The following is a 25,670-nucleotide window of genomic DNA, read 5'->3' on the forward strand; positions in this document are numbered from 1 at the left end:
GATGGTCGAATCGTTCGACGCCGTTGACGTGATCCGCATGAAGAGGGATCGCCAGACGCTGTCCCCGGAGGCCATCAACTGGGTGATCGACGCCTACACCCGCGGTGTGGTGGCGGACGAGCAGATGTCCGCCCTGGCCATGGCCATCTTCCTCAACGGCATGGACCGCACCGAGATCTCCCGGTGGACGCAGGCCATGATCGACTCCGGCGAGCGCATGAACTTCCAGGCGCTGTCCCGGCCCACCGCGGACAAGCACTCGACCGGGGGCGTGGGGGACAAAATCACGCTGCCGCTCGCCCCGCTGGTTGCGAGCTTCGGGGTGGCGGTGCCGCAGCTCTCGGGCCGCGGGCTGGGCCACACGGGCGGCACCCTGGACAAGATGGAGGCCATCCCCGGGTGGCAGGCGGATCTGTCCAACGAGCGCATGATGGAGATCCTGGACACGGTGGGCGCGGTGATCTGCGCGGCCGGCAGCGGCCTGGCACCCGCGGACAAGAAGCTCTACGCGCTGCGCGACACCACCTCCACGGTGGAGTGCATCCCCCTGATCGCGTCCTCGATCATGTCCAAGAAGATCGCCGAGGGCACGGGTGCCCTGGTGCTGGACGTCAAGACCGGCCCGGGCGCGTTCATGAAGCTCGAGCAGGACGCCCGCGAGCTCGCGCGCACCATGGTGGACCTGGGCAAGGACCACGGCGTGAACACCGTCGCCCTGCTCACGGACATGTCCCGCCCGCTCGGACGCACGGTGGGCAACGCCCTGGAGGTGCGCGAGTCCGTGGAGGTGCTCGCCGGGGGCGGGCCCAGCGACGTCGTGCGCCTGACCGTGGCGCTCGCGCAGGAGATGCTCGCCGCGGCCGGTGTGAAGGACGCGGACGTGGAGGCCGCGCTGCGGGACGGCCGGGCCATGGACTCCTGGAAGAAGATGGTGGCCGCTCAGGGTGGCGACCCGGAGGCTCCGCTGCCCGTGGCGAAGCACACGCAGGACGTGCTGGCCGAGACGGACGGCGTGCTCACCGAGATGGACGCGATGTCCGTGGGCGTGGCGTCGTGGCGCCTCGGCGCGGGCCGCGCCCGGCAGGGGGACCCCGTGCAGGCCGGTGCCGGTGTGGAGATCCACGCGGTGCCCGGCGAGCGGGTCACCCGTGGGCAGAAGCTGTTTACCCTGCACACGGACACCCCGGAGCGCTTCGAGCGCGCGCTGGAGTCCCTGACCGGCGGCGCGACCATCGACCCCGACGCCGCGGACGGCACCGGCGCCCGCGAAGACGTCGTCATCGACAGGATCGACTGAGTCAGCGCCCCGCACTGCCGTGCCCGCGGCGTGCTCCACGACCGTTGCCGGTGCGGACCGCACGGCAGCCCGAAACCACTGAGGAGAACCACATGATCACCCGCGCAGAGCTGGCCGCCATGGTCGACCACACCCTGCTCAAGCCCGAGTCCACCGCCCAGCAGGTCGCGGACCTCGCCCGCGAGGCCGCTGACCTGGGGGCCTACTCCATCTGCGTCTCGCCGTCCCGTCTGGACGTGGAGCTTCCCGAGGGCGTGAAGCTGGCCACCGTGTGCGGCTTCCCCTCCGGCGCCCACCCCTCCGAGGTCAAGGCCGTGGAGGCCGCGGACTCCGTGGCCCAGGGCGCGGACGAGGTGGACATGGTCATCAACCTCGGTCTCGCGATGGACGGCGACTGGGACGGCGTGCAGGAGGACATCGAGGCCGTGCGTGCCGCGTGCCCCGAGCCCACCGTCCTGAAGGTCATCATCGAGTCCGCGGCGCTGGACGACGAGCAGATCGTGGCCGCGTGCCGGGCTGCCGAGGCCGCCGGGGCGGACTTCGTGAAGACGTCCACGGGCTTCCACCCCGCCGGCGGCGCGAGCGTGGAGGCCGTGCGGCTCATGGCCGAGACGGTCGGCGGCCGCCTGGGTGTGAAAGCTTCGGGTGGCATCCGCACCACGGAGGCCGCACTGGCCATGATCGACGCCGGGGCCACCCGCCTGGGGCTCTCCGGCACGGCTTCTGTACTGGAAGGACTGGATTCCTGATGAACACGCAGCTGGCAGATCGCGTCCAGCAGTGGCTGGAGCACGACCCCGACGAGCGCACGCGCGCCGAGCTGAGCGCGCTGCTGGAGAAAGCACGGGGCGGGGACGACGCCGCCGCGGCGGACCTCGAGTCCCGCTTCGAGGGGCCCCTCATGTTCGGCACCGCCGGGCTGCGCGCCGCGGTCGGTGCGGGGGAGTCCCGCATGAACCGCGCCGTGGTGATCCGCGCGAGCGCCGGGCTGGCCTCGTTCCTCGTGGACCGCGTGGGCTCCGAGCCCCTCGTGGTGGTGGGCTGCGACGCCCGGCACGGTTCCGAGGACTTCGCCGCCGATGCCGCCGCGGTGTTCGCCGCGGCCGGCTGCCGGGCGGTGCGCCTGCCCGCCCAGCTGCCCACGCCGCTCGTGGCCTACGCCGTGCGTGAGCTCGGCGCGGACGCCGGTGTGATGGTCACGGCCTCCCACAACCCGCCCGCGGACAACGGCTACAAGGTGTACCTCGGTGCCCGCGCCGTGGCCGGCGACGACGAGATGGGCGTGCAGATCGTGCCGCCGGACGACGCCCGGATCGCCGAGCGCATCGCGGCCGCCCCTTTCGCGGACGAGGTCCCCCGCGACCCCGAGTCCGTGACCAGCGCCGAGGACTCGGTGCTGGACGGCTACGTCCGCCGCGCCGCCTCCCTGCGGGCCGGCGCGGGCGAGGGCCAGGAGATCCGGATCGCCCTGACGCCCATGCACGGCGTGGGTCTGGGCACCGCCCTGCGCGTCCTGGACGAGGCCGGCTTCCCGAACGTCTCGGTGGTGGCCGAGCAGGCCGAGCCGGACCCCGACTTCCCCACCGTGGCGTTCCCCAACCCGGAGGAGCCCGGCGCCATGGACCTGCTCATGGCGCTCGCGGCCCAGGAGGACGCGGACGTGGCCATCGCCATGGACCCGGACGCCGACCGCTGCGCGGTGGCCATCCCCACCGGCGCAGGCACCGGGGACCCGCTGCGCGACTGGCGCCGTCTGAGCGGCGACGAGATCGGGGCCCTGCTCGGCGAGGACGCGGCCTCCGACCCCGACCGCGCGGGGGACACCCTGGCGTGCTCGATCGTCTCCGGTCGGCTGCTGGGGCGCATTGCCGAGAACCACGGGCTCTCCTTCCGCCAGACCCTCACGGGCTTCAAGTGGATCGCCCGCACCCCCGGGCTGCGCTTCGGCTACGAGGAGGCGATCGGCTACTGCACCGACCCCACCGCCGTGCGCGACAAGGACGGGGTGTCCACCGCGGTGCGCGTCGCCTCGCTGGTCGCCCGGCTCAAGGAGCGCGGCACCACGGTCCAGGACGAGCTGGACCGGCTGGCCCACATGCACGGGCTCTTCGCCACGGCACCGCTGACGTTCCGCGTGGCGGACCTCTCGCTCATCACCCGCGGCATGCAGCGGCTGCGCGAGAACCCGCCCACGGAGCTCGCGGGGTCCCCGATCGCGGAGTTCGTGGACCTGGCCAAGGGCAGCCCCGAGCTGCTGCCCACCGAGGGGATCCTCATGCGCACCGAGGCCGACGACCGCGTGATCGTGCGACCCTCCGGCACGGAGCCCAAGCTCAAGTGCTACCTGGAGGTCGTGCTCCCGGTGCTGGACGACGCCGTGGTCCCGCGGGAGGACGCCGCCCACCGGCTGCAGCAGATCAGCACGCAGCTGCGGGAGGTCGTGGGTCTGTGAGTTCCGGGCCCGGCGCCGCCTCCCCGGGGCGGTGACCGCAGCCCACGACGAAGCCCCTGTCACCTGGCGATCCAGGGGACAGGGGCTTCGTGCTGCGCGGAAGGTAAGGGATTTGAACCCTTGGTACGGGTTTACCGCACACTGGTTTTCAAGACCAGCTCCTTAGGCCGCTCGGACAACCTTCCTTCGCCCGGTCCCGCACGGGGCGGTCTCGGACAAGTGGCCATTATTCCACGCGGCGCGCACGGGGTGCCACCGTGCCGGCCCGGGGACGACGCCGCTCCGCCGCCTCCCACGGGGCGGTGCGGCTGTCCGCCAGGCGGGAACAGCGGCGTCGTCCCCTGGCGCGGGCGGCGGCACCGGCGGGAGGATGGGCACGAACGAGCCGACGAGCGAGAGGAAGCAACCATGCGAGCCGTACGAGATCTGCGGTCCGGTGGCCCCGAGGTCCTGGAGGTCACCGAGGTGGCGGAACCGGAGCTGACCCCCGGTGGGGTGCTGATCGAGGTGACCGCCGCCGGGCTGAACCGCGCGGACATGCTGCAGCGGCAGGGCCACTACCCGGTGCCCGAGGACGCCACGGACGTGTTCGGTCTGGAGGTCTCCGGGACCGTGCTGGAGCTCGGACAGGAGGTGCCGGAGACGCTGGGCTTCGCCGTGGGGGACCGCGTGGTCGCGCTGGTGGACTCCGGGGGCTACGCCGAGCGCGCGGTGGCTCCGTGGGAGCAGGTGCTCCCGCTGCCCGACGGCGTGGACCCGGTGGCTGCCGCGGGACTGCCGGAGGTTGCCGCCACGGTGTTCTCCAACGTGTTCATGGCCGCCGCCGCGCGCGAGGGGGAGACCCTCCTGGTGCACGGCGGTGCGGGTGGGATCGGCACGCACGCGATCCAGGTGGCGCGGGCCCTGGGCATGCGGGTGCTGGCCACCGTGGGCAGTGCGGAGAAGGCCCGGGTGGTGGAGGAACTGGGCGCCACCGCGATCAGCTACCGGGACGAGGACTTCGTGGTCCGCGCCCGGGAACTCACCGACGGTCGCGGGGTGGACGTGATCCTGGACGTCGTGGGCGCCAAGTACCTCGAGCCCAACCTGCGGGCGCTCGCCGCGAACGGGCGCATCGTGGTCATCGGGATGCAGGGCGGGGCCAAGGGTGAACTGGACGTGGGCCTGCTGCTGCAGAAGCGTGCCGCGCTCATCGGCACCACGCTGCGGGCACGCCCCGCCACGGAGAAGGCGGCGATCATGGCCGCGGTGCGTGAGCACGTCTGGCCGCTGCTGGCCTCCGGTGCCGTGCGGCCCCTCGTGTCCCGCACGTTCCCCCTCGACCAGGTGCGTGAGGCCCACGAGTACTTCGACAGCGGCTCCCACGTGGGCAAGGTGCTGCTGAGCATGTGACGCGCGCGGCGCCGGGCGGGGCCACCTGGGCGGGCGCGTGGCGCGGCTCGCATACAATCGTGCGCACCATCACACGCGTTTTCCAGCGTGCTGGCACGACGTTCGGAGCCTTCCCCATGAGCACCACACACCACCAGGCGGCGGGAGCACCCCGCCCGGCGGACGAGAGCCACGCCGGTCTTCCGCCCAACCACGTGGACCCCGAGGTCCTGGACCGCGAACAGACCCGGTGGACCCCGTTGCGGATCGCCCTGTGGGTGGGCGTGGCCCTGCTCGGTGGGGTGGCCTGGTCCATGATCGCGTTCGCGCGCGAGGAGTCCATCAACGCGATCTGGTTCGTGTTCGCGGCCGTGTGCAGCTACTTCATCGCGTACCGCTTCTACTCCAAGTTCATCGAGATGAAGCTGACCCGGCCGGACGACCGGCGCGCGACCCCCGCGGAGTACCACGCCAACGGCAAGGACTACATGCCCACGGACCGGCGGGTGCTCTACGGACACCACTTCGCCGCGATCGCGGGGGCGGGACCGCTCGTGGGACCCGTGCTGGCCGCGCAGATGGGCTACCTGCCGGGGACCATCTGGATCATCGTGGGCGTCATCCTGGCCGGCGCGGTCCAGGACTACCTGGTGCTGTTCTTCTCCATGCGCCGGGGCGGGCGCTCCCTCGGGCAGATGGCCCGTGAGGAGCTGGGCGTGGTCGGTGGCTACGCCGCGATCGTGGCCACGCTCGCGATCATGGTCATCATCGTGGCCATCCTGGCCCTCGTGGTGGTCAACTCGCTGGGCGAGTCCCCGTGGGGTGTGTTCTCGGTGGGGATGACCATCCCCATCGCCCTGTTCATGGGCGTGTACCTGCGCTACCTGCGCCCCGGCAAGGTCATGGAGATCTCCGTGATCGGCTTCGTGCTCCTCATGGCGGCCATTGTGGGCGGCGGCTGGGTGGCGAACACCGAGCTGGGCGTCCAGCTGTTCACCCTGGACCGGGTCACCCTCGCGTGGTGCGTGATCGGCTACGGCTTCGTGGCCGCCGTGCTGCCCGTGTGGCTGCTGCTCTCCCCGCGCGACTACCTGTCCACCTTCATGAAGGTGGGCACCATCGCGCTGCTCGCCGTGGCCATCGTGGTCGTTCGGCCCGAGATCACCACGCCGGCCGTCAGCGAGTTCGCGAGCCGCACGGACGGGCCGGCCTTCACGGGCTCGCTGTTCCCGTTCCTGTTCGTGACCATTGCGTGCGGAGCGCTGTCCGGCTTCCACGCCCTGATCGCCTCCGGAACGACCCCCAAGATGATCGAGAAGGAGCGCCAGGCGCGGTTCGTGGGCTACGGCGGCATGCTCATGGAGTCCTTTGTGGCCATCATGGCGCTCGTGGCCGCGGTGTCGATCGACCGCGGCATCTACTTCGCCATGAACGCCTCTCCCGCCGCCACCATGGGCACCGTGGAGGGCGCGGCGGCCTACGTGAACTCCCTCGGGCTCTCCGGCGTGCACGTGACCCCCGAGATGCTCCAGGGGACGGCGGACGCGGTGGGCGAGGAGTCCATCGTCTCCCGCACGGGCGGCGCCCCCACCCTCGCGGTGGGACTGGCCCACATCATGAACCAGTGGTTCGGCGGAGCCTCCATGATGAGCTTCTGGTACCACTTCGCCATCATGTTCGAGGCGCTGTTCATCCTCACGGCGGTGGACGCCGGGACCCGCGTGGCCCGGTTCATGCTCACCGACACCCTGGGCAACTTCTTCCCCAGGTTCCGGGACGCGAACTGGCGCGCCGGAGCGTGGCTCACCACCGCGGTCATGGTCGCGGGCTGGGGTTCCATCCTGATCCTGGGCGTCACCGACCCCCTCGGCGGGATCAACACGTTCTTCCCGCTGTTCGGCATCGCCAACCAGCTCCTGGCGGCCATCGCCCTGGCCGTGTGCCTCGCGATCGCCGCGAACATGGGGCGGTTCAAGTACCTCTGGATCATCCTGCTGCCGCTCGCGTTCGACGTGGTGGTCACGGTGACCGGTTCGTGGCTGAAGATCTTCTCCTCGGACCCCAAGGTGGGGTACTGGGCCAGTCACTTCGCGGTCAAGGACGCCCTGGAGCAGGGCAGGACCAGCTTCGGGGCGGCCAAGGACGTCGCGGCCATGGAGGCGGTGGTCCGCAACACGTTCGTGCAGGGCAGCCTGTCCATCCTGTTCGTGGTGCTCACGATCATCGTGGTGGTGATGGCCGTGGTGGAGACGGTAAAGGCCCTGCGGGGCCACCAGCGCCGCACGCGCGAGGACCCCTTCGTCGAGTCGCGGATCTACGCGCCGTCGGGGCTGATCGCCACCCCGTCCGAGAAGGCGCTCGAGAAGCAGTGGGCGGCCCTTCCGCTCGAGCTGCGCACCCCCACGGGCGGAGGCCACCACTGATGCCCGGGGCCGAGGAGGCGGAGCTCACCACGCGCGGTGTGCTCGTGTCCTGGTGGCAGCGCGCGCTGCGCTTCGGCAACGGTGTGCTGGGCGCGGACAAGTACGAGCGCTACCTCGAGTACCACCGGGCCACCGGGAGTGCTGCGGCTCCCATGACGGAGCGGGAGTTCTGGCGCGACTACCAGGACTGGCAGGATGCGCACCCCGAGGGGCGGTGCTGCTGAGGGGATAGCATGGACCGCTGCCGGCGGACACGGGAAAGAGGCTTCGGTGGGATTCTTCGGTGAGTACAGGGCCACGCGCCGTGACGAGCGCGAGCTCGGGGAGGGCGTATGGCGCCGCGCGCACGACCGCTTCAAGCGGGGCCTGGACCGGTACCACCAGATCCTCGAGTCCGTGCGGGACCCCGAGCTGCGGGAGGCCGCGGTCCCGGTGGCGAACGACCTCGCGGACCTGCTGCCGCGGGTGCGTGCCGTGTGCACGGAGGCCCACCTCCGTGCCCCGTCCCAGACCCAGGACATTCCGCACTCCTCGTCCGGCTACCTCTCGGACGTCCACCGCCAGCTCTCCCGTGCCGGCAACGCCATGGCACAGACCGCGGAGGCTCTAACCATGGCGCGTTTCGCCGCCCAGGGCACTCAGCGCTCCGGGGCTCCCGACTCCGCGGAGGGTGACCGGGGTCCCGGAGCTGCCGGCTCTGCGGAGGGCGCGCGGGTCCCCCGGCAGGGGCTGTCCGCGGGGGGCGACGCCGCCGGGGCCATGCGGCGACCCGACGCGCCGAGCCCGGGGGTCGGCTCCGTCCAGCGCCGCTTCGCGGTGGTACAAGAGCACGTGGATTCGGCGGAGTCCCTCTTGGCGGCCCACCAGGGAGATCGAGCCGCACGCTGAGCGGGCGGCCGCCGAGGGCATCCCTGGACTGCGGTGAGCCGAACGACCGGTCGGGCAGAGACGCGCCGAGCGGCGTTGGGCGGGCGGGCACTCCAGGTGCTGGCCAGGGGCCGTGGAGAGGTCTGCCGGGTTGTGTCCGGGCGGTGCCCCGGGACCCCTCCAGCCCTCGACCGTCTCCGGTCACCGGAAGCGTCTCCGGGGCACCGGTGTGTCCCCTGTGGTGGACCTTGCGGCCGCCTGAGCCGCACCGTCCTGGTCGCAAGTTTATAAAACACCGTTGTGCCACGGTAGGCCTGCGCGGGATTGTTGCCGCCCCCGGTGCGTTCGCGGTGCTCATAGACTGAAGGGTGTAGCGGTGCCGACCCGAGGAGAACCATGCCCCAGCGGACGCAGAGCCCGTCGCCCAAGCCGGCCACTGTCGACGACGGCGTCCTCGTCCGCCAGGGTCTCAGCTCGGACGCCGTTGCCGAGCGGATCGCCCTCGGACTGACCAACGCGTCCTCCAGCACCACGTCCCGCAGCGTGTGGGCCATCGTCCGCACCCACGTGTTCACCCTCTTCAACCTGGTGCTGGGGCTGTGCGCGGCGGTCATCATCGCACTGGGCCGGTGGCTGGACCTGCTGTTCTGCCTGGCCGCGGTGAGCAACGTGGTGATCGGCTTCGTCCAGGAGTACTCCGCCAAGCGGCAGCTGGACAGGATCGCCCTGCTGCGCCGGGACCCCGCGCGGGTGCTCCGCGACGGTGCCACCGTTCGGATCCCCCTCGAGGAGATCGTGCTGGACGACGTCCTGCTGCTCTCCCGCGGGGACCAGGTCCCGGCGGACGCCGTGGTGCTCGAGGCGGACGGCCTGGACCTGGACGAGTCGCTGCTCACGGGGGAGAGCGACCCCGTGGTCAAGCGCCGGGGGGACCAGGTGTTCTCCGCCTCGAGCGTCACGGGCGGCGCAGGGAAAGTACGGGTCACGGCCGTGGGGGAGGCGTCCCACGCCTCCAGACTTGCCACCGAGGCCAGGCAGTTCGCCCCCATCAACTCAGAGCTGCGGGCCTCGCTGGCTCGCGTGGTGCGGTGGCTCACCATCGCGCTGCTGCCGATCGTGGCCGTGGTGCTCAACGGGCAGATGCTGGCCGCCGGCGGGTGGCAGCACGCGTTCACCTCGGGGGGCTGGGCGGACGCCCTGGTCGCGGCCGTCTCCTCCGTGGCGTCCATGATCCCGCAGGGTCTGGCGCTCATGACCACCATCAGCTTCGCGGTGGCGGCCGTGAAGCTCGCCCGTGACGAGGTGCTGATCCAGGAGCAGCCCGCGGTCGAGGTGCTCGCCCGCGTGGACACCGTGTGCTTCGACAAGACCGGCACGCTCACGGAGGGCGGGGTCTCGTTCGACGCCGCCCGCAGCCTGACGGCCGGGGCGCGCCCGTCTCCCGGCGGCGTCGGCGAGCGCACCGCCGCCACGCCGGACCGTGGCCGCGCTGACCGTGCTCCCGGGCGGAGCGCCGCCTGCGAGGCGACCACCACAGCCTGCACCGCGGCGTCGACGTCTGCCGGGGACAGGCCCGACGGCGTCACGGGACGAGAGGCCACCGACGTGGTGACGCCCGAGCCCGACGCCGCGGCCGCGCTCGCGTGGTTCGGAGCGGACCCGCACGCGAACCCCACGGCGGCCGCGCTCGCCGAAGGCTTCGAGCACCCGAACCCGCTGCCGCCGGTGGCCGTGCTGGCCTTCTCCTCCGCCAACAGGTTCTCCGGCGTGGAGTTCCCGGACAGCGGGGCCTGGATCCTGGGTGCCCCGGAGGTGCTGCTCGCGGCGCCGGAGCACGACGCGGCGCGGGGGCACGCGCACGCCCTGGCGGCCGCGGGAATGCGCACCATGGTGCTTTCCCACGCGCCCCACCTGCTCCTCGCGGACGAGGGCGGGGCGGACGAGAAGCCGCGCGCCGCGCAAGTGCTGCCCCCCGGGCACGAACCCCAGCTGCTGCTGACCTTCTCGGAACAGGTGCGCTCGGACGCACGGCAGACCCTCGAGTACTTCCGGGAGCAGGGTGTGGACCTGAAGGTGCTGTCCGGGGACAACCCCGCCACGGTGGCGGCGGCCGCGGCCACGGCCGGGATGGACGTCACCCACGGGGCCGTGGACGCGAGCACGCTGCCGGAGGACGGCGAGGAGCTGCACCGCGCCGCGCTGGAGCACAGCGTGTTCGGCCGGGTGTCACCCCACCAGAAGAAAAACATGGTGCTCGGACTGCAGCAAAGCGGGCGCGTGGTGGCCATGACGGGCGACGGGATCAACGACGCCCTGGCCCTCAAGCACGCGGACCTGGGGATCGCGATGGGCAACGCCGCGCCGGCCACCAAGGCCGTGTCCCGCCTCGTGCTGCTGGACGGGCAGTTCTCCCGGCTGCCCTCGGTGCTGGGCGAGGGGCGCAAGATCATCGCGAACATCGAACGGGTCACCAACCTGTTCCTCACCAAGACGGGCTTCGCGGTCATGATGGGGCTCGCGCTCGGGCTGCTGGCCTGGACCTTCCCGTTCCTGCCGCGTCAGTACTCCACAGCGGACGCGCTGATGATCGGCATCCCGTCCTTCGTGCTCACGATGCTCCCGAACACCCGCCGCTACGTCCCCGGGTACCTGCGCCGGGCCCTGCACTTCGCGCTGCCGAGCGCGGCGATCGTGACGCTCTGCGTGGTGGGTCTGAACTTCTACGAGCGCACCGTGGATCCCGCCCACAGCACGGAGGCGTTCCAGACCGCCAGCTTCATGGTGCTCGTGCTCGTGGGCCTGTGGGTGCTGTGCGTGGGCTCCCGGCCGCTCACGCCCGTGCGCCTCGCGCTGGTGCTGGCGATGTACGCGGGGCTCGTGCTGGTCCTGGTGGTGCCCCTCTCCCTGGCGTACCACCAGTTCGAGCTGCCCCACGAGTCGCTGTTCTGGGCGTCGCTGGCGATTGCGGTGGCGGGTTCCGTGCTCGTGGAGATCAACTTCCAGGTGCACACGCGGTGGCTGCGGCGCACGCAGCGGGAGGCGTACCGGGCGGTGGAGAACGCGCAGCAGTAGCACCGTGCCCACCGAACACGCAGAACGGGCGGCCCGAGGAATCCTCGGAACCGCCCGTTTTGTGGCCGCGGAAAAGCTGCCCGGGACCGTGTGGAGCCGCCTGCCGGAATCGAACCGGCGACCTATTCATTACGAGTGAATCGCTCTACCGACTGAGCTAAGGCGGCGTGACCGGGATGCGGACACCCCAGATGCACGCCGAAACAGTATCAGATGCCGGTCAGGCACCACCAATCACGCCCTGCGCGGCGAGCTCAGCTCTGCTCGCACACGGTGCCCTCGTCCGGCAGCCGGCCCCGGAGGAAGTAGTCGTCCACGGCGTCCGTGATGCACGAGGAGCCGGAGGTGTAGGCCGTGTGGCCGTAGCCGTCGTGGGTCAGCAGACGGGCGTCCCCGAGCTGATCGGTCAGGGACTCGGCCCAGGCGTGGGGCGTGGCCGGGTCGTGGGTCGTGCCGATGACCATGGCCGGGGTCTCCACGTCCGCGCGGTAGTCCTCGAGCGGGGTGACGGGCTCGTCCGGCCAGCCCTGGCACGCCGCGGCCCCGTAGCCCAGGTAGGGGCCGAACGTGGGGGCCTGCTGAGCCATGTCGCGGGCAGCCCGCGCCATCTGCTGGTCCGTGACCTCTGCGGAGGAGGTGTCCAGGCAGCTCACCGCGGTGAAGGCCATGGACACGTTGGAGGTGTACTCCCCGGAGGGGCTGCGCCCGTGGTTGGAGTCACTGAAGGCCATCAGGGCGTCGTAGGTCCCGTCGAAGGCCCCCTGCAGTGCGGAGTTCAGCTGGGAGTAGCCGGTGGTGGAGTACAGGGGCACCAGGATCCCCTCGATCGCGTTCGTGGCGGTCACGGTGCGCCCGTCCGACGTCTTGGCGTGCCCCTCGGAGACGGTGGCCAGCATGTCCTGGATCCGGGAGATCCCCGCGTCCACGTCCGCGCCGGCCACCGCACAGTCCTTGGTGGTCTCCTGGCAGTCGGCCACGAAGTGGCGCAGGTTGTTCTCGAATCCCTTCGCCTGCGCGAGTGCTGCGGACTGCTCGTCCAGGATGGGGTCCACCGCGCCGTCCAGCACCATGCGTCCGGTGCGGGCGGGGAAGAGGTGGGCGTACGTGGCACCGATCTCCGTGCCGTACGAGAAGCCCAGGTAGTGCGTGGTGGGCTGCTGCAGCACGGCCCGCAGGACGTCGAGGTCCCGGGCCACGCTCTGGGTGTCCATGTGGGACACCACGGCCGAGGAGTTCTGGTGGCACTTCTCCCCGACCTCCCGGGAGCTCGCCCGCAGCTCGTCGAGAGACTGCTTCTCGGGGTCGAACGCGGGTTCGGAGCGCCACGCATCCATCTCACGGTCCGTGAGGCACTCGATGCCGTCCGAGCGGTCCACCCCGCGCGGGTCGAAGCCCACGAGGTCGTACTCCCTGCGCATGTCCTTGGAGGAGAAGTAGTCCGCGGACGCCATCATGTCCACGCCCGAGCCACCGGGGCCACCGGGGTTGAGGAACAGGGTCCCGGCGGCGTCCCCGTCCGAGGCCTTCAGCCGCGCGATTTCCACGGTGGTGTCGCCGGCGTCCGGTCGGGCGTAGTCCACGGGCACCGTGACGCCGGCGCACTCCAGGCCCCGGGGGAACTCCTGCTGCTCGGAGGTCTTCTCGCACTCGCCCCACTGCGGGGTCTGCGTGTAGAACCGCGTCAGCGCAGGATCCGTGCCGGCCGCGACCTCGGGGTCGGCGCTGCCGGTGGCGTCGGACGCCCCGGTGCCCCCGCTCGAGCACGCGGACAGGGACAGCGCGGCCGCGCACAGCAGGACGAGCGCGCGGTGGGGGAGTCTGCGGTTCACGGGGTCCTCTCGGCGGGTCAGACGATGGAGACCATCATGGCCTCGAACGCCAGCTGCGCGCTCACGTTCGTGCGGATCCTCCGGCGCGTCTCACTGATCACGTCGATGGTCTGCAGCGTCTGCTCCGCGGCGGTGTTGGTGGCGTAGCCGCGGATCTGATCGCTCAGGTGCACGTTGATCAGGGGCATCCCGGTGTCCAGCTGCACGCTCAGCACGTCCCGGTAGAACGTGGTGAGGTCGATCAGGAACCGGTCCAGGGTGTCGGTCTGGATCCGGCGGGAGCGGCGCTTCTGATCCGCCTCCAGCCGGTTGAGGGCCCCCCGGATGGCGGGAGGAACCCGACCCGTCTCGGGGGCGCCCAGGGACACGAGCAGCTGGGCCCGCTCCTCGTCGTTGCGGGCCTCCGCGTCCGCCGCGGACTCGTCCACGGCGAGGCGGTGCAACCGGTCCGCCGCGCGGACGGCCTGGGTGACCCCGCGCATGGACAGCGGGAGGGAGACGACCTCCTGCCGGCGGGTGCGGGCGTCGTCGTACAGGGCGAGGCGCGTGGCCACGCCCACGTGGCACTGGGCGAGCCGCGCGCACTCCACGGCCCGCTCCTCGGTGACGCCGTGGCGGGCCACGAGCAGCCGGGCGACGTCCTCGGGGGAGGGGACCTTGAGGGTCACGGCGCGGCACCGGGAGCGGATGGTCACGAGCACGTCCATGGGGGAGGGTGCGCACAGCAGCCAGATGGTGTGCGGGGGCGGCTCCTCGATGCTCTTGAGCATCACGTTGGAGGTGCGCTCCGTCATGCGGTCGGCGTCCTCCACGATCATGATGCGCCAGGAGCCCACGGACGGCCGGTCCTGAGCCCGCACCACGAGCTCACGGGCCTCCTCGATGCTGATCTGGGGGTTCTCCGTGACGAAGTTGGTGACGTCCGCGTGGGTGCCGGCGAACGCCGTGCGGCACGCGTGGCACTGCCCGCACCCGGTGCCGTGCTCGCACAGCAGCGCGGCCGCCAGCGCGCGTGCTGCGGTGGAGCGGCCCGAACCGGGTGGGCCCGTGAACAGCCAGGCGTGGGTGGGCTCGTTGTCCCGCGCGGCGCGCTGCAGCTGCTCCACCACGCGGGGCTGCCCCACGACCTCGTCCCACACGCTCACAGTGCGCCTCCCGGGGTTCCGGGCAGCAGCGGCGCCACGCGAGCTGCCACCGCGCGCGTGATCGCCTCGACGGGCTCGGCCGCGTCCAGCACCAGGTACCGCTCGGGGCTGCGGGCGGCCAGCTCGAGGAACGCCGCGTTCACGGCGTGGTGGAAGGCGCGGTCCTCGGCCTCCATGCGGTCCACGGCCACGCCGCGGTGGAGGCGTCGGGACTCGGCGGTGGCCGGGGCCACGGCCAGGACCACCGTGAGCTGCGGAACCAGTCCCTGCAGGGCCCAGTGGTTCAGCTCGAGCACGTGCTCGGTGCCCAGACCCCGCCCCGCCCCCTGGTACGCCACGGAGGAGTCCACGAATCGGTCGCACAGCACGATCTCGCCGCGCTCCAGGGCTGGCCGGATCATGCGGGACACGTGGTCCGCGCGGGCGGACGCGAACAGCAGGGCCTCCGTGGTGGCGTCGACCGGGGCGTGGGATGGGTCCAGCACGAGAGCCCGCACGGCCTCCGCGAGCGGCGTGCCCCCGGGTTCGCGCGTGCACGTGACCTCGTGCCCGGCACTGCGCAGGGCCGCGGCGAGGGCACTGACCTGGGTGGACTTCCCGGCGCCGTCACCGCCTTCGAACACGATGAGCGCCCCGCGCGTTGAATCCTTCACGCGCACCACTCTAACCAGCGCCCCCGACACCCTCGGGTCCCGCCCAGGGCTGGGCAGGGAGCACAGCACGGGCCCACGGTCGTAGGCTGACGGGCATGCACAAGGACACCCTGGTGGTGACGGGCGGTCGCCCCGAGCCCGTGCACGACGCCCCCGTGAACCCTCCCGTGGTGCTGAGCTCCACGTACCGGGGGACAGGGGACGTCGCGGACGGCGACCGCTCCTACGCGCGCTCCGCCAATCCCACGTGGGAGGCGTTCGAGGAGGTCCTGGGGCAGCTCGAGGGCGCGCCCTGCCCGGCGCTGTCCCACGCATCGGGGATGGCCGCGATCTCCGCGGCGCTGAGCCTCGTGCCGGTGGGCGGCACGGTGGTGGTGCCGCGGCACAGCTACCAGGGCACCCTGCAGCTGGCCCGGCGCCTGCAGGACCGCGGGATCCTCACCGTGCGAGCCGTGGACATCGCGGACACCACCGCCGTGCTCCGCGCCCTGCCCGGCGCGGACCTGCTGTGGGTCGAGAGCCCCACCAATCCCATGCTGGAGGTCGCCGACCTCCCCGCGCTGATCACGGGGGCCCGTGCGCGGGGCGTGCTCACGTGCGCGGACAACACGTTCGCCACGCCGTTGCTGCAGCAGCCGCTCGCACTCGGTGCGGACCTCGTGGTGCACTCGGCCACCAAGTACCTGTCGGGGCACTCGGACGTCCTCATGGGTGCCGTGGTGTGCGCGTCACCCGAGCTGCGGAGTCGACTCCACACCCAGCGCACCCTGGAGGGCGGCATCCCGGGCCCCTTCGAGTCGTGGCTCGCCCTGCGGGGGCTGCGCACGCTCGCTGTGCGCCTCGAACGCGCCGTGGCGAGCGCGGCGGTGCTCGCGCTGAGGCTCCAGGAGCACCCCGCCGTGGCCCGGGTGCGCTACCCCGGTCTGCCGGGCGATCCCGGGCACCAGCGCGCCGCCGCGCAGCTGACGGGCGGCTTCGGCGCGGTGCTCTCGGTGGTGCTGCACGACGACGCCGCCGCGGCCGAGCGCCTCGTCGCGGGCCTGCGCGTGTGGACCCCCGCCACGTCGCTCGGCGGTGTGGAGTCCCTCGTGGAGAGACGGCGCCGGCACCCGGAGGAGCCGACCACCGTTCCCGAGAACCTGCTGCGGCTGTCGGTGGGGATCGAGAACGTGGAGGACCTGTGGAGCGACCTCGCCGCGGGGCTCGACGCGCTCGCCGATCGGTAGACTGCTCCCGTGACTTCTTACCCGTGGGCCCTCACTCTGGCGAACTACCTGGACTACGCCATCACCGTGGTGGTGGCAGTGCTCGCCCTCCTCGCGGCACTCGACTGCGTGCGGCGCTCCCCGGTGCAGTTCGAACGGGCGTGGAAGCGCACCAAGTCCTTCTGGCTCGCCCTCACGGGTGGTGCCGCGGTGGTCACCGTGTTCAGCGCGGTCTTCTCCACCCTGTCGATCCTGCGGGTGGGCATCCCGGGGACCGGGTCGCTGATCCTCATGCTCATTGCGGCCACGATCGCCGGTGTGTACTTCGCAGACGTGCGCCCCGCCGTGGCGGGGGAGTCCAAGAATCCCGGGTCCTGGTGACGCGGACGAACACACTGCGCTGAGCGCCCGGACAGCGTGGTCCGTCGGGCCCGCTGGGATCCAGCGGGGTCCACGCTCGGAGCAGTGCCGCACACGGCTCAGTGCGGCGCCACCGCATCCCACGGCACCGTGAGCTCGCCGAGTCGCCACCGCGCGGGTCCGTGCAGCACGGGCCATCCGGTGGCCTTCAGATCGCGGCACATCGCGTTCCAGCGCTGCCGCGGCCCGAACGGTGACAGTGCGGCGTTTGCCAGCCAGGCGGCGTCGGCGGCGGCCAGGAGGTCGTGGACGCGCTCCCCCGGCACGTTGCGGTGGATCAGGACCTTGGGCAGCCGGGCGGCCACGTCCGAGGGCAGCGCGAAGGCGCCCGGGCGCATGCTGACGGTGAAGGTCTGCGGCCCCTGGGCGGTGCAGCACAGCCACGTGGCCAGCCGCCCCAGCTCGTCGCACGTGCCGTCCATGAGCACACCGCCCGGTGCCAGGCGGGAGCACGCGAGCTCCCACGCCGCCGGCACGTCCTCCACCGGGTACTGGCGCAGCACGTTGAACGCGCGCACGAAGACCGGCGACCGTGCGCCGGTGGGAATCTCGAAACCGCCGCGCTGGAACGACAACCCCGGGCGGGCGTGGGACTGCGCGCCGGCCACGCGGGCCGGGTCGATCTCGATCCCCGTGAGCTCCACGTCCGGCCGGACGGTGCGGGCGCGCTCCCACAGCTCCACCGTGGTCACAGGCGCGGCCCCGAAGCCCAGGTCCACCAGCAGGGGATCGGTGGCGCCGCGGAGCACGGGGGCCAGCACGCCCGTGAGGTAGCGGTCCGCGCGGCGCAGCCGGTTGGGGTTGGTGGTGCCCCTGGTGACGGATCCAACGGGGCGCTGCTGAAGGGGCACACGGCCACTGTACGTCCGGTGCGCGTCGCCCGTTCCCCCGCGTGGTCAGGGGTGGAACAATGGAGCCATGGCTAACGAATCAGCGACTTACAAGCTCATCCTCCTGCGCCACGGCCAGTCCGAGTGGAACGAGAAGAACCTCTTCACCGGCTGGGTGGACGTCCCCCTCACGGAGAAGGGGCGCGCCGAGGCCACCCGGGGCGGCGAGCTCATGGCCGAGAACCAGCTGCTGCCGGACGTGGTCCACACGTCCCTGCTGCGCCGCGCGATGAACACCGCCAACCTCTCGCTGGACGCCGCGGACCGGCTGTGGATCCCCGTGAAGCGCTCGTGGCGTCTCAACGAGCGCCACTACGGTGCGCTGCAGGGCAAGAACAAGGCCGAGATCCGCGAGGAGTACGGCGAGGAGCAGTTCATGACCTGGCGCCGCTCCTACGACACCCCGCCGCCCGAGCTGGACGACTCCTCCGAGTGGTCGCAGGCCGGGGACCCCCGCTACGCGGACGTGGCCAACCTGCCCCGCACCGAGTGCCTCAAGGACGTGCTGGAGCGGTTCATGCCGTACTGGGAGGAGCAGGTCATCCCCGACCTCAAGGCCGGGAAGACCGTCCTGGTGGCCGCGCACGGCAACTCCCTGCGCGCCCTGGTCAAGCACCTGGACGGGATCTCGGACGAGGAGATCGCCGGGCTCAACATCCCCACGGGAATCCCGCTGTACTACGAGCTGGACCAGAACCTCAAGCCCGTGACCCCGGGCGGTCGGTACCTCGATCCGGACGCCGCCGCGGAGTCCATCAAGGCCGTGGCCAACCAGGGCAAGAAGTAGGGGTCACCACCCCGTGACGAAGGCCCCGCCCGAAAGGGCGGGGCCTTCGTCGAGAACGGGCCGGGGCCCGCAGGATCACTCCCCGGCGTCGGTGCCGTAGTGGCCGTGGCCCGTGGGGTGGGTGTCCGTGGCGGGCGCCCAGTCCCCGGTCACCAGGTAGGACACCTTGCGAGCCACCGAGACGCCGTGGTCGCCGATGCGCTCGAGGTAGCGGGAGGCCAGGGTCACGTCCACCGCGGTGGGCACGGAGGAGTCCCACCCCGGGGCGGCGAGCATCTCGAAGACCTGCTGGTGCTTGAGGTTCAGCTCCGACTTCAGAGCGAAGATCTCGTCCGACTGGCTGATGTCACGGTTGCCCAGCACGGAGATCACGCGGGAGATCAGCTTGAGGTCGATCTCGAACATCTCGTCGAAGTGGGCGCGCATGGCCTCGGGAAGGACGGGCTCGGGGAAGCGCAGCCGGGCCAGCTGGGCCAGGTGGCGGGCCAGGTCCCCCATGCGCTCCAGGGAGGCGCTCATGCGCAGGGCGCCCACGATCATGCGCAGGTCGGAGGCCACGGGGGCCTGCAGGGCCAGGATGTCGATGGAGCGCTCGTCCAGGTCGTTCTGCAGGAAGTCGATGCGGGCGTCGTTGGAGATGACCTCTTCGGCCACCTGGATGTCGGCGTCGAGGAAGGCGGTTCGGGCGCTGGCCAGTGCCTGCTGCACGAGCGTGGCGATCTGGATCAGTTCCTCACCGACCTGGTGGAGCTCGGCCTGGAAAACCTTGCGCACAGGGGCGTCCTTTCATTCACGGCAGTTCTTGGTCCCGTAGCCTACGCGTCTCGAGCGGGTCGGGTGCCACCGGGGGATCGGTGCGACGACGTCGCACACGTCTCACCAGGTTCACAGGCGGTCGTGAACGCGCCGCCATCCCCAGGTGAACGTTGGCTGAACCGGGTGGCCGGACCAGTCGGTCGGGGGCTCTGCGCCGACCCGGGAGTCTAAGCTGACACCGTGAGCGAGACGACGATTGCCCTGCTGGCCGGGTTCATCGGCTTCCTGCTCGGCATCAGCGGACTGATCGCCGTGCGGGTGAGCCAGCGCCGTCGTCATGCTTATGCGGACGTCCAGGAGCCCACCCTGCCGGAGGGCACCGCGGAGATCCTCGCGGCACTCGGACTCGCCTACGTGGTGGTGGACGGCGTGGACGGCGTGGTCCGGGCCTCTCCTGCGGCGTACGCGTACGGCATCGTGCGCGGCCACACCGTGGTGCACCAGGAGCTCCTGGACATGGTCCGCAGCACCCGGCGCAACGGCGTGGTGGAGGAGAAGCGGCTGGAGCTGACCCGCGGCCAGCTGCAGCGGGGCGTGATCGTGCTCGACATCCGGGTGGTGACCATTGCGGACGAGTACATCCTGCTGCTCGCGGACGACCAGACCGAGATCGTGCGCGCGCAGTCCATCCGCAACGACTTCGTGGCCAACGTCTCCCACGAGCTCAAGACCCCCGTGGGCGCCGTCAGCCTGCTGTCCGAGGCCATCGAGGACGCGGCGGCGGACCAGGACTCCGTGCGGCACTTCGCCGCGAGCCTGCAGCGGGAGTCACGGCGGCTGAGCGCGCTCGTGCAGGACATCATCGAGCTCTCCCGGCTCCAGGGCACGGACGTGGTGTCCAAGGGCACCGCGGTGGCCCTGAACCGCACCGTGGGCGAGGCCGTGGACCGCAACCGGCTGGCGGCGGAGACCAGGCACATCGAGGTCAAGGTGGGCGGGCGGATCGACACCCCGGTGTTCGGGGACCCGGACATGCTCGTCACGGCCGTGCGCAACCTCATCGACAACGCCGTGCGGTACTCCCCGGAGCACACCCGGGTGGGCGTGGGGCTGCGGGAGCGCAACGGCATGGCGCAGATCACGGTCACGGACCAGGGGCCGGGGATCTCGGAGACCGAGCAGGACCGGATCTTCGAGCGCTTCTACCGGGTGGACAGCGCACGCTCGCGCCAGACCGGGGGCACCGGACTGGGGCTGAGCATCGTCAAGCACGTGATGGCGCAGCACGGCGGAGAGGTCTCCGTGTGGTCCCAGCCGGGCCGGGGCTCCACGTTCACCCTGCAGATCCCGCTCATGGAGGATCCCGACGAACAGAACGGGCCGCCACCGTCCGGTGGCGCGCACCGAAGACAGCGAGTGGAGGAACGCGCGTGACCCAGATTCTGATGGTGGAGGACGAGGAGTCCCTGAGCGACCCCCTGGCCTATCTCCTGGGGCGTGAGGGCTTCGACGTCACGGTCGTGGCGGACGGCGTCCGCGCCGTGGCGGAGTTCGACCGATCGGGCGCGGACCTCGTGCTCCTGGACCTCATGCTCCCGGGCCAGTCCGGGACCGAGGTCTGCAAGCAGATCCGGCAGCGCTCCACGGTGCCGATCATCATGCTCACGGCCAAGGACGCGGAGATCGACAAGGTGCTCGGTCTGGAGCTCGGCGCGGACGACTACGTCACCAAGCCGTACTCCTCCCGCGAGCTGGTGGCCCGCATCCGGGCCGTGCTGCGGCGTCGTGCGGAGCCCGAGGACCTGATCACCGCCACCGTGGCCGCGGGGCCGGTGCGGATGGACGTGGAGCGGCACGTGGTGCACGTGGATGGCGAGCCCGTGGCCATGCCGCTCAAGGAGTTCGAGCTGCTGGAGATGCTGCTGCGCAACGCGGGCAGGGTGCTGACCCGCGGGCAGCTGATCGACCGGGTGTGGGGCTCCGACTACGTGGGGGACACCAAGACCCTGGACGTGCACATCAAGCGGCTGCGCTCCAAGGTGGAGCCGGACCCCTCCGCACCGCAGCACATCGTGACGGTGCGGGGGCTGGGCTACAAGTTCGAGGCCTGAGCGCGCCGCGGGTTCATGCGGGCACCGGGCACCACTAAGGCCCGGTGAGAGTGGGGCCAGTGCACGAGCGCACCGGGCACAGACAGAGGGGTCGCACCCGCGCGGGTGCGACCCCTCTGGTGGTCACGGCAGCAGCGCCGTCACGGGTGGGTCAGTGACCGCCCTCGGAGTGGCCCTCCGGGGCCTTGGTGTTGGAGGGGTTGGCCGGAGTGGTGGGAGCGCCACCCGGGACGAAGGAGGCGTAGCGCGGGTAGGTGTGGTCCAGCACGGGCACGGAGGCGTTGCTGTCCTGGCCGTCCGCGGTGAACGAGGTGTCCACCATCAGTCCGGGGTCCGCGCCGGCCTTGTCCAGCATCACGGGCTTGGACTTCTCCAGGACGACCTTCTGGTTGGCGGGGACCTCGATCGTGGCCGTGGCGCCGTCCGCGTCCATGGTGACGGTCTGGGCGGTGTCGCCGTTGTTGATCACGGTGCCGAGCACACGGCCCTGGGAGTCCGCGTCCTCCGCGACCACGAGCACGTTGCGCAGCTGGACGTCTCCCAGGTCCATCTGGACACCGTCCGCCGGTGCGTAGGTGTCTGCGGTGGCCTGAGGGCTGATGTACGCGCATCCGCTCACGCCGGTCAGGACGGCAAGCGCTGCCGCGCCCAGTCCGAGCTGCTGCAACTTCTTGTGGGCGGCGTTCTTCACGGCACGAACTCCTCGGGCTCTCTGACGGTGGGACTCAATCTCCGCTCAGTCTATCGGTTTGGCCACGGATCGTCTGCAACCCCGCGCCGCCCGTGGCGCGGTCTCACGGGGCCGCAGGACGCCCCGCGGACGGCCGGGAGCGAGGAATCGAGCATCATACACCGTGGTAGACTTGGCGGGCTGAAAGGGGTTTGTGCATGGTTTTCGAGGTTGGCGAAACGGTCGTCTATCCGCACCACGGTGCGGCGACCATCGAGGAGATCAAGACTCGCACCGTCAAGGGTGAAGAGAAGATGTATCTCCGGCTCAAGGTGACCCAGGGGGACCTCATGATCGAGGTCCCGGCGGAGAACGTGGACCTCGTGGGCGTCCGTGACGTCGTGGACGAGGACGGCCTCAAGCAGGTCATCTCGGTCCTCCAGGCGCAGGACGCCGAGGAGGCTTCCAACTGGTCCCGCCGCTACAAGGCCAACCTCGAGAAGCTCGCCTCCGGTGACGTCCTCAAGGTTGCGGAGGTCGTCCGCGACCTCTGGCGCCGGGACCGCGGAAAGGGCCTCTCCGCCGGCGAGAAGCGCATGCTGACCAAGGCCCGCCAGATCCTCACCTCCGAGCTGGCGCTGGCCAAGAAGATCGACGAGGAAGAGGCGGAGAAGCGCCTGGACGACATCCTGTCCGCGGCCTGATCCCCGTCCTCCCGTGACGCACCACCACGACCTCGCGAGCCCGTCCGCACTGGACGGGCTCGCTGTCGTTGTCGTCGCCGCGGGTTCCGGCACGCGGCTCGGCTACGGGATGCCCAAAGCGCTCGTGCCCGTGGCCGGCCACCCGCTGCTGGAGCACGCGCTGGCCACGGTGCGCGAGGCCCTGCCCGCGGCGTCGCTGCTGGTCACCGTGCCGGTGGGGGACACCGAGCTCACCGCGGTGGCGTCAGCGTGCGGTGCCCAGGCGGTCACGGGCGGTGCCACGCGCGCGCAGTCCGTGGCCCGCGCCCTCGCAGCGCTGCCCCCGGACACGAAGCGGGTTCTGGTGCACGACGCCGCTCGCTGCCTCACTCCGCGCGCCGTGTTCGAGCGGGTGGTCGCCGCCCTGCAGGACGGCGCGGAGGCCGTGGTGCCGGTGGTCGAGGTGACGGACACGGTGCGCGGGGTGGACTCCGGCGGGTGCAGCACCGGCACGGTGGACCGTGCGGGGCTGCGGGCCGTCCAGACGCCCCAGGGGTTCGACCGCGCACTGCTGGAGCGCGTGAACGAGGCCGCGGGGCTGCTGCCGGACCGCGGCGCGGAGGATCCCGCCGGCATCACGGACGACGCCAGTCTGGTGGAGCGGTTCGCCCCGGAGCACCCCGTGGTTCTCGTGGCCGGGGACGTCGAGTCCTTCAAGATCACCCGCCCTCTCGATCTGCTGCTGGCAGGCGCCGTGGTGGACGCGCGGGGCTGAAACCCAGCCGAGCCACATTCTCCGGGCACCCGCCACCCGGTGCTCGCCGGCAGCGGCACTGGATGCCGAGACGTCATGTCCCCTGACTCCGCGCCCTCCCGCCTCATCCGCGACAATGGGGGCATGTCTGACGAACCCGCTCACCCCACGGCCGCCGCGTCCCCGCCCCGTGCCGGCCTCCCGTACCCGCTGCCCCTCGTGGGGGTGGGCGTGGACGTGCACGCGTTCGGGCCGGAGGGCACCCCGCTGTGGATCGGGGGTCTGCACTGGCCGGGCGAGCGTGGACTGAGCGGGCACTCGGACGGGGACGTGGTGGCCCACGCCGCCGCGGACGCCGTGTTCTCGGCCGCGGGGGTGGGCGATCTCGGGGCGCACTTCGGCACGGACCGCCCGGAGTTCGCCGGGGCCTCCGGCTGCCGGATCCTCGCGGAGGCCGTGCGGATCGTGGGGGCCGCCGGGTTCACGGTGGGCAACATCTCGGTGCAGCTGGTGGGCAACCGCCCCAAATTCTCACCCCGCCGCGAGGAGGCGGCCGGGGTGCTGTCCGAGGCCGCGGGAGCACCCGTGCACCTGAGCGCCACCACCACGGACGCCCTCGGGCTCACCGGCCGCGGGGAGGGCATCGCCGCGATCGCCACGGCCCTGGTGGTGCGCACCTCCTGAGCCCCGGGCGCCGCAGTCCGAGTTGTGGTGACGGCCGCCGGGAGTCGCCCGGGCGCCGTCGTGCGCGTTGGGTGCCCCGCTAGACTGGTCCGGTGACTCTGCGCTTCTACGACACCGCGTCCGCGACCATCAAGGACTTCGCCCCCGTGCACCCCGGGGAGGCCCGCCTGTACTACTGCGGGGCCACGGTGCAGGGGGCGCCGCACATCGGCCACGTGCGCTCCGCCCTGGTGTTCGACGTGCTCGCGCGCTGGCTGCGCTTCCGCGGCCTGGAGGTCACCACGGTCCGCAACGTCACGGACATCGACGACAAGATCCTGGTGAACTCCCGCGCGTCCTACGAGCAGGACTACCGCGGCGAGCACGCGCGGGAGCCGTGGTGGGCGCTGGCCTACCGCTTCGAGGGTGTGTTCGGCCAGGCGTACGCGGCCCTGGGCATCGACCGCCCCACGTACGAGCCGCGTGCCACGGGCCACGTGCCCGAGATGCACGCCCTGATCCAGGAGCTGATCGACGCCGGGCACGCCTACCCGGCCACGGACGGCTCCGGGGACGTGTACTTCGACGTCCGGTCCTGGCCCCGCTACGGGGAGCTGACCCGGCAGCGGGTCGAGGACATGCAAGACGCCCCGGACGCCGATCCGCGCGGCAAGCGGGACCCCCGCGACTTCGCCCTGTGGAAGGGCCACAAGGAGGGGGAGCCGCTCACGGCCTCCTGGGACTCCCCGTGGGGCCGCGGCCGCCCGGGCTGGCACCTGGAGTGCTCCGCGATGGCGGACAAGTACCTGGGCTCCCACTTCGACATCCACGGCGGCGGGCTGGACCTGCGCTTCCCGCACCACGAGAACGAGCTCGCCCAGTCCACGGCCGCCGGCCGGGAGTTCGCCAACTTCTGGCTGCACAACGGCCTGGTCACGTACCAGGGCGAGAAGATGTCCAAGTCGATCGGCAACACGGTCTCCCCGCACGACATGCTGCGCGAGGCTCGCCCGCTCGCGGTGCGCTACTACCTGGGCCAGGCCCACTACCGCTCCGTGCTGGACTACCGGCCCACCTCCCTGCAGGAGGCCACCGCCGCGGTGGAGCGAGTGGAGTCCGTGCTGCTCTCGGCCCGCGACGCGGGGCTCACCCTGGACTGGGGCACGCAGGACGTCCCCGCCGAGTTCGTGGCCGTGATGGACGACGACCTCAACGTCCCGCGCGCGCTCGCCGTGCTGCACGAGACGGTCCGGGCGGCCAACTCGGCGCTCGCCGCGGGGGAGCACCGCGCAGCGCAGCCGCTCGTGGCGGCCGTCGCCGGGATGTCGGACGTTCTCGGGCTGCTGCAGCTCATGGCGCTCGACGCCGCCGGGGACGCGAGCGGCGCGGAGCACCGTGCGCTGGACGCCCTCGTGCAGGACCTGCTCGCGCGCCGGGCCGCGGCACGCGAAGCCCGGGACTGGGCCCTCGCGGACACCATCCGGGACCAGCTGGCGGCCGCGGGCGTCGTCGTCAAGGACGGTGCGCAGGGCTCCGCGTGGTCCGTGGAATCGTGACGCTGACCTAAACTGGACCCAGATCGCCGACCACCCCGGGGCGGCCCTCTGGCCGTGACCCGTGAC

23 protein-coding genes and 2 tRNA genes are annotated in these 25,670 nt (G+C 71.7%); 17 read left to right on the plus strand and 8 right to left on the minus strand.

The window, feature by feature from the left end:
* The first annotated feature begins 1 nt into the window (after position 1).
* The 3 genes from HMPREF2833_RS03295 (at position 2) to HMPREF2833_RS03305 (ending at position 3,749) form a co-directional block, all read left to right on the plus strand.
* Positions 2–1,297 (plus strand): thymidine phosphorylase, encoded by a 1,296-nt coding sequence (locus tag HMPREF2833_RS03295; protein WP_019310514.1) that lies wholly within the window; start codon positions 2–4, stop codon positions 1,295–1,297.
* Positions 1,298–1,389: 92 nt separating this feature from the next.
* Complete coding sequence (gene deoC, locus HMPREF2833_RS03300; RefSeq protein ID WP_039101062.1) at positions 1,390–2,046, plus strand: deoxyribose-phosphate aldolase; 657 nt, start codon at positions 1,390–1,392, stop codon at positions 2,044–2,046.
* Entirely contained in the window at positions 2,046–3,749 is a 1,704-nt protein-coding gene (locus tag HMPREF2833_RS03305) for a phospho-sugar mutase (RefSeq protein WP_070636679.1), read from the plus strand. The genes deoC and HMPREF2833_RS03305 overlap by 1 nt, the downstream gene beginning before the upstream one ends.
* A 97-nt stretch (positions 3,750–3,846) precedes the next feature.
* Here the strand turns inward: HMPREF2833_RS03305 and HMPREF2833_RS03310 are convergent.
* Positions 3,847–3,934 (minus strand) — tRNA-Ser (locus tag HMPREF2833_RS03310).
* Positions 3,935–4,157: 223 nt separating this feature from the next.
* Between HMPREF2833_RS03310 and HMPREF2833_RS03315 the strand changes: the two genes are divergently transcribed.
* The 5 genes from HMPREF2833_RS03315 to HMPREF2833_RS03335 all read left to right on the plus strand — a co-directional run bounded on the left by HMPREF2833_RS03315 (position 4,158) and on the right by HMPREF2833_RS03335 (position 11,482).
* Complete coding sequence (locus HMPREF2833_RS03315) at positions 4,158–5,141, plus strand: NAD(P)H-quinone oxidoreductase (protein ID WP_070636680.1); 984 nt, start codon at positions 4,158–4,160, stop codon at positions 5,139–5,141.
* A 116-nt stretch (positions 5,142–5,257) separates the two neighbouring features.
* Positions 5,258–7,543, plus strand: a complete 2,286-nt coding sequence (locus HMPREF2833_RS03320; protein WP_039101065.1) for a carbon starvation CstA family protein — start codon at positions 5,258–5,260, stop codon at positions 7,541–7,543.
* Positions 7,543–7,767, plus strand: coding sequence for a YbdD/YjiX family protein (locus tag HMPREF2833_RS03325; protein ID WP_039101066.1), 225 nt, complete (start codon positions 7,543–7,545; stop codon positions 7,765–7,767). The genes HMPREF2833_RS03320 and HMPREF2833_RS03325 overlap by 1 nt, the downstream gene beginning before the upstream one ends.
* Before the next feature lie 46 nt (positions 7,768–7,813).
* Positions 7,814–8,431, plus strand: a complete 618-nt coding sequence (locus HMPREF2833_RS12840; RefSeq protein ID WP_039101067.1) for a hypothetical protein — start codon at positions 7,814–7,816, stop codon at positions 8,429–8,431.
* Between the two features lie 375 nt (positions 8,432–8,806).
* Positions 8,807–11,482 carry an HAD-IC family P-type ATPase gene (locus tag HMPREF2833_RS03335; RefSeq protein WP_070636681.1) on the plus strand — a complete coding sequence of 892 codons (2,676 nt, stop codon included), beginning with the start codon at positions 8,807–8,809 and terminating at the stop codon, positions 11,480–11,482.
* Positions 11,483–11,573: 91 nt separating this feature from the next.
* Here the strand turns inward: HMPREF2833_RS03335 and HMPREF2833_RS03340 are convergent.
* From HMPREF2833_RS03340 to tmk, 4 genes are all read right to left on the minus strand, one after another.
* Positions 11,574–11,649 (minus strand) — tRNA-Thr (locus HMPREF2833_RS03340).
* Between the two features lie 87 nt (positions 11,650–11,736).
* Complete coding sequence (locus HMPREF2833_RS03345; RefSeq protein WP_070636682.1) at positions 11,737–13,311, minus strand: alpha/beta hydrolase; 1,575 nt, start codon at positions 13,309–13,311, stop codon at positions 11,737–11,739.
* Positions 13,312–13,328: 17 nt separating this feature from the next.
* Positions 13,329–14,456: a DNA polymerase III subunit delta' gene (locus HMPREF2833_RS03350; RefSeq protein ID WP_019310505.1), complete on the minus strand. Its 1,128-nt coding sequence runs from the start codon at positions 14,454–14,456 to the stop codon at positions 13,329–13,331.
* The gene (tmk, locus tag HMPREF2833_RS03355) at positions 14,453–15,109 is read right to left on the minus strand and encodes a dTMP kinase (protein WP_039101099.1); all 657 of its coding nucleotides are present in this window, start codon (positions 15,107–15,109) and stop codon (positions 14,453–14,455) included. The genes HMPREF2833_RS03350 and tmk overlap by 4 nt, the downstream gene beginning before the upstream one ends.
* Positions 15,110–15,204: 95 nt before the next feature.
* On the opposite strand from tmk, the gene HMPREF2833_RS03360 reads away from it, so the two are divergent.
* Together HMPREF2833_RS03360 and HMPREF2833_RS03365 are read left to right on the plus strand one after the other, a co-directional pair.
* Positions 15,205–16,335, plus strand: coding sequence for a trans-sulfuration enzyme family protein (locus HMPREF2833_RS03360; protein WP_070636683.1), 1,131 nt, complete (start codon positions 15,205–15,207; stop codon positions 16,333–16,335).
* A 9-nt stretch (positions 16,336–16,344) separates the two neighbouring features.
* Positions 16,345–16,695: a DUF2516 family protein gene (locus HMPREF2833_RS03365; protein ID WP_039101070.1), complete on the plus strand. Its 351-nt coding sequence runs from the start codon at positions 16,345–16,347 to the stop codon at positions 16,693–16,695.
* Positions 16,696–16,793: 98 nt separating this feature from the next.
* On the opposite strand, the gene HMPREF2833_RS03370 is transcribed toward HMPREF2833_RS03365, so the two are convergent.
* On the minus strand, positions 16,794–17,585 hold the full coding sequence (locus tag HMPREF2833_RS03370) for a class I SAM-dependent methyltransferase (RefSeq protein ID WP_070636684.1): 792 nt from the start codon (positions 17,583–17,585) through the stop codon (positions 16,794–16,796).
* A 67-nt stretch (positions 17,586–17,652) separates the two neighbouring features.
* Between HMPREF2833_RS03370 and HMPREF2833_RS03375 the strand changes: the two genes are divergently transcribed.
* On the plus strand, positions 17,653–18,411 hold the full coding sequence (locus HMPREF2833_RS03375) for a phosphoglyceromutase (protein ID WP_039101072.1): 759 nt from the start codon (positions 17,653–17,655) through the stop codon (positions 18,409–18,411).
* Between the two features lie 75 nt (positions 18,412–18,486).
* On the opposite strand, the gene phoU is transcribed toward HMPREF2833_RS03375, so the two are convergent.
* Positions 18,487–19,185 (minus strand): phosphate signaling complex protein PhoU, encoded by a 699-nt coding sequence (phoU, locus tag HMPREF2833_RS03380; protein ID WP_039101073.1) that lies wholly within the window; start codon positions 19,183–19,185, stop codon positions 18,487–18,489.
* Positions 19,186–19,407: 222 nt separating this feature from the next.
* On the opposite strand from phoU, the gene HMPREF2833_RS03385 reads away from it, so the two are divergent.
* Both HMPREF2833_RS03385 and HMPREF2833_RS03390 read left to right on the plus strand, forming a co-directional pair.
* Positions 19,408–20,601: a sensor histidine kinase gene (locus tag HMPREF2833_RS03385; protein WP_070636685.1), complete on the plus strand. Its 1,194-nt coding sequence runs from the start codon at positions 19,408–19,410 to the stop codon at positions 20,599–20,601.
* Positions 20,598–21,278 (plus strand): response regulator transcription factor, encoded by a 681-nt coding sequence (locus HMPREF2833_RS03390; RefSeq protein WP_070636686.1) that lies wholly within the window; start codon positions 20,598–20,600, stop codon positions 21,276–21,278. Before HMPREF2833_RS03385 ends, HMPREF2833_RS03390 begins: the two co-directional genes overlap by 4 nt.
* 151 nt (positions 21,279–21,429) lie before the next feature.
* Here HMPREF2833_RS03390 and HMPREF2833_RS03395 read toward each other — a convergent pair whose 3' ends face one another.
* Positions 21,430–21,969 carry a hypothetical protein gene (locus HMPREF2833_RS03395; RefSeq protein WP_070636687.1) on the minus strand — a complete coding sequence of 180 codons (540 nt, stop codon included), beginning with the start codon at positions 21,967–21,969 and terminating at the stop codon, positions 21,430–21,432.
* A gap of 197 nt (positions 21,970–22,166) precedes the next feature.
* Between HMPREF2833_RS03395 and HMPREF2833_RS03400 the strand changes: the two genes are divergently transcribed.
* The 4 genes from HMPREF2833_RS03400 (at position 22,167) to cysS (ending at position 25,604) form a co-directional block, all read left to right on the plus strand.
* Complete coding sequence (locus tag HMPREF2833_RS03400) at positions 22,167–22,652, plus strand: CarD family transcriptional regulator (protein WP_019310495.1); 486 nt, start codon at positions 22,167–22,169, stop codon at positions 22,650–22,652.
* A gap of 13 nt (positions 22,653–22,665) precedes the next feature.
* Positions 22,666–23,406: a 2-C-methyl-D-erythritol 4-phosphate cytidylyltransferase gene (ispD, locus tag HMPREF2833_RS03405; RefSeq protein WP_070636688.1), complete on the plus strand. Its 741-nt coding sequence runs from the start codon at positions 22,666–22,668 to the stop codon at positions 23,404–23,406.
* A 123-nt stretch (positions 23,407–23,529) separates the two neighbouring features.
* Positions 23,530–24,069: a 2-C-methyl-D-erythritol 2,4-cyclodiphosphate synthase gene (gene ispF, locus HMPREF2833_RS03410; RefSeq protein ID WP_070636708.1), complete on the plus strand. Its 540-nt coding sequence runs from the start codon at positions 23,530–23,532 to the stop codon at positions 24,067–24,069.
* Between the two features lie 92 nt (positions 24,070–24,161).
* Positions 24,162–25,604, plus strand: a complete 1,443-nt coding sequence (gene cysS, locus HMPREF2833_RS03415) for a cysteine--tRNA ligase (protein WP_070636689.1) — start codon at positions 24,162–24,164, stop codon at positions 25,602–25,604.
* Positions 25,605–25,670: the final 66 nt, after the last annotated feature.

This window comes from Kocuria sp. HMSC066H03 (assembly GCF_001812045.1).
Classification (GTDB): Bacteria; Actinomycetota; Actinomycetes; order Actinomycetales; family Micrococcaceae; genus Kocuria; species Kocuria rhizophila.

Bases quoted from the DNA above. Each gene is read 5' to 3' on its own strand.
- HMPREF2833_RS03295 (WP_019310514.1), top strand. From the start codon at position 2: ATGGTCGAATCGTTCGACGCCGTTGACGTGATCCGCATGAAGAGGGAT.
- deoC (WP_039101062.1), top strand. From the start codon at position 1,390: ATGATCACCCGCGCAGAGCTGGCCGCCATGGTCGACCACACCCTGCTC.
- HMPREF2833_RS03305 (WP_070636679.1), top strand. From the start codon at position 2,046: ATGAACACGCAGCTGGCAGATCGCGTCCAGCAGTGGCTGGAGCACGAC.
- HMPREF2833_RS03315 (WP_070636680.1), top strand. From the start codon at position 4,158: ATGCGAGCCGTACGAGATCTGCGGTCCGGTGGCCCCGAGGTCCTGGAG.
- HMPREF2833_RS03320 (WP_039101065.1), top strand. From the start codon at position 5,258: ATGAGCACCACACACCACCAGGCGGCGGGAGCACCCCGCCCGGCGGAC.
- HMPREF2833_RS03325 (WP_039101066.1), top strand. From the start codon at position 7,543: ATGCCCGGGGCCGAGGAGGCGGAGCTCACCACGCGCGGTGTGCTCGTG.
- HMPREF2833_RS03335 (WP_070636681.1), top strand. From the start codon at position 8,807: ATGCCCCAGCGGACGCAGAGCCCGTCGCCCAAGCCGGCCACTGTCGAC.
- HMPREF2833_RS03360 (WP_070636683.1), top strand. From the start codon at position 15,205: ATGCACAAGGACACCCTGGTGGTGACGGGCGGTCGCCCCGAGCCCGTG.
- HMPREF2833_RS03375 (WP_039101072.1), top strand. From the start codon at position 17,653: ATGGCTAACGAATCAGCGACTTACAAGCTCATCCTCCTGCGCCACGGC.
- HMPREF2833_RS03400 (WP_019310495.1), top strand. From the start codon at position 22,167: ATGGTTTTCGAGGTTGGCGAAACGGTCGTCTATCCGCACCACGGTGCG.
- ispF (WP_070636708.1), top strand. From the start codon at position 23,530: ATGTCTGACGAACCCGCTCACCCCACGGCCGCCGCGTCCCCGCCCCGT.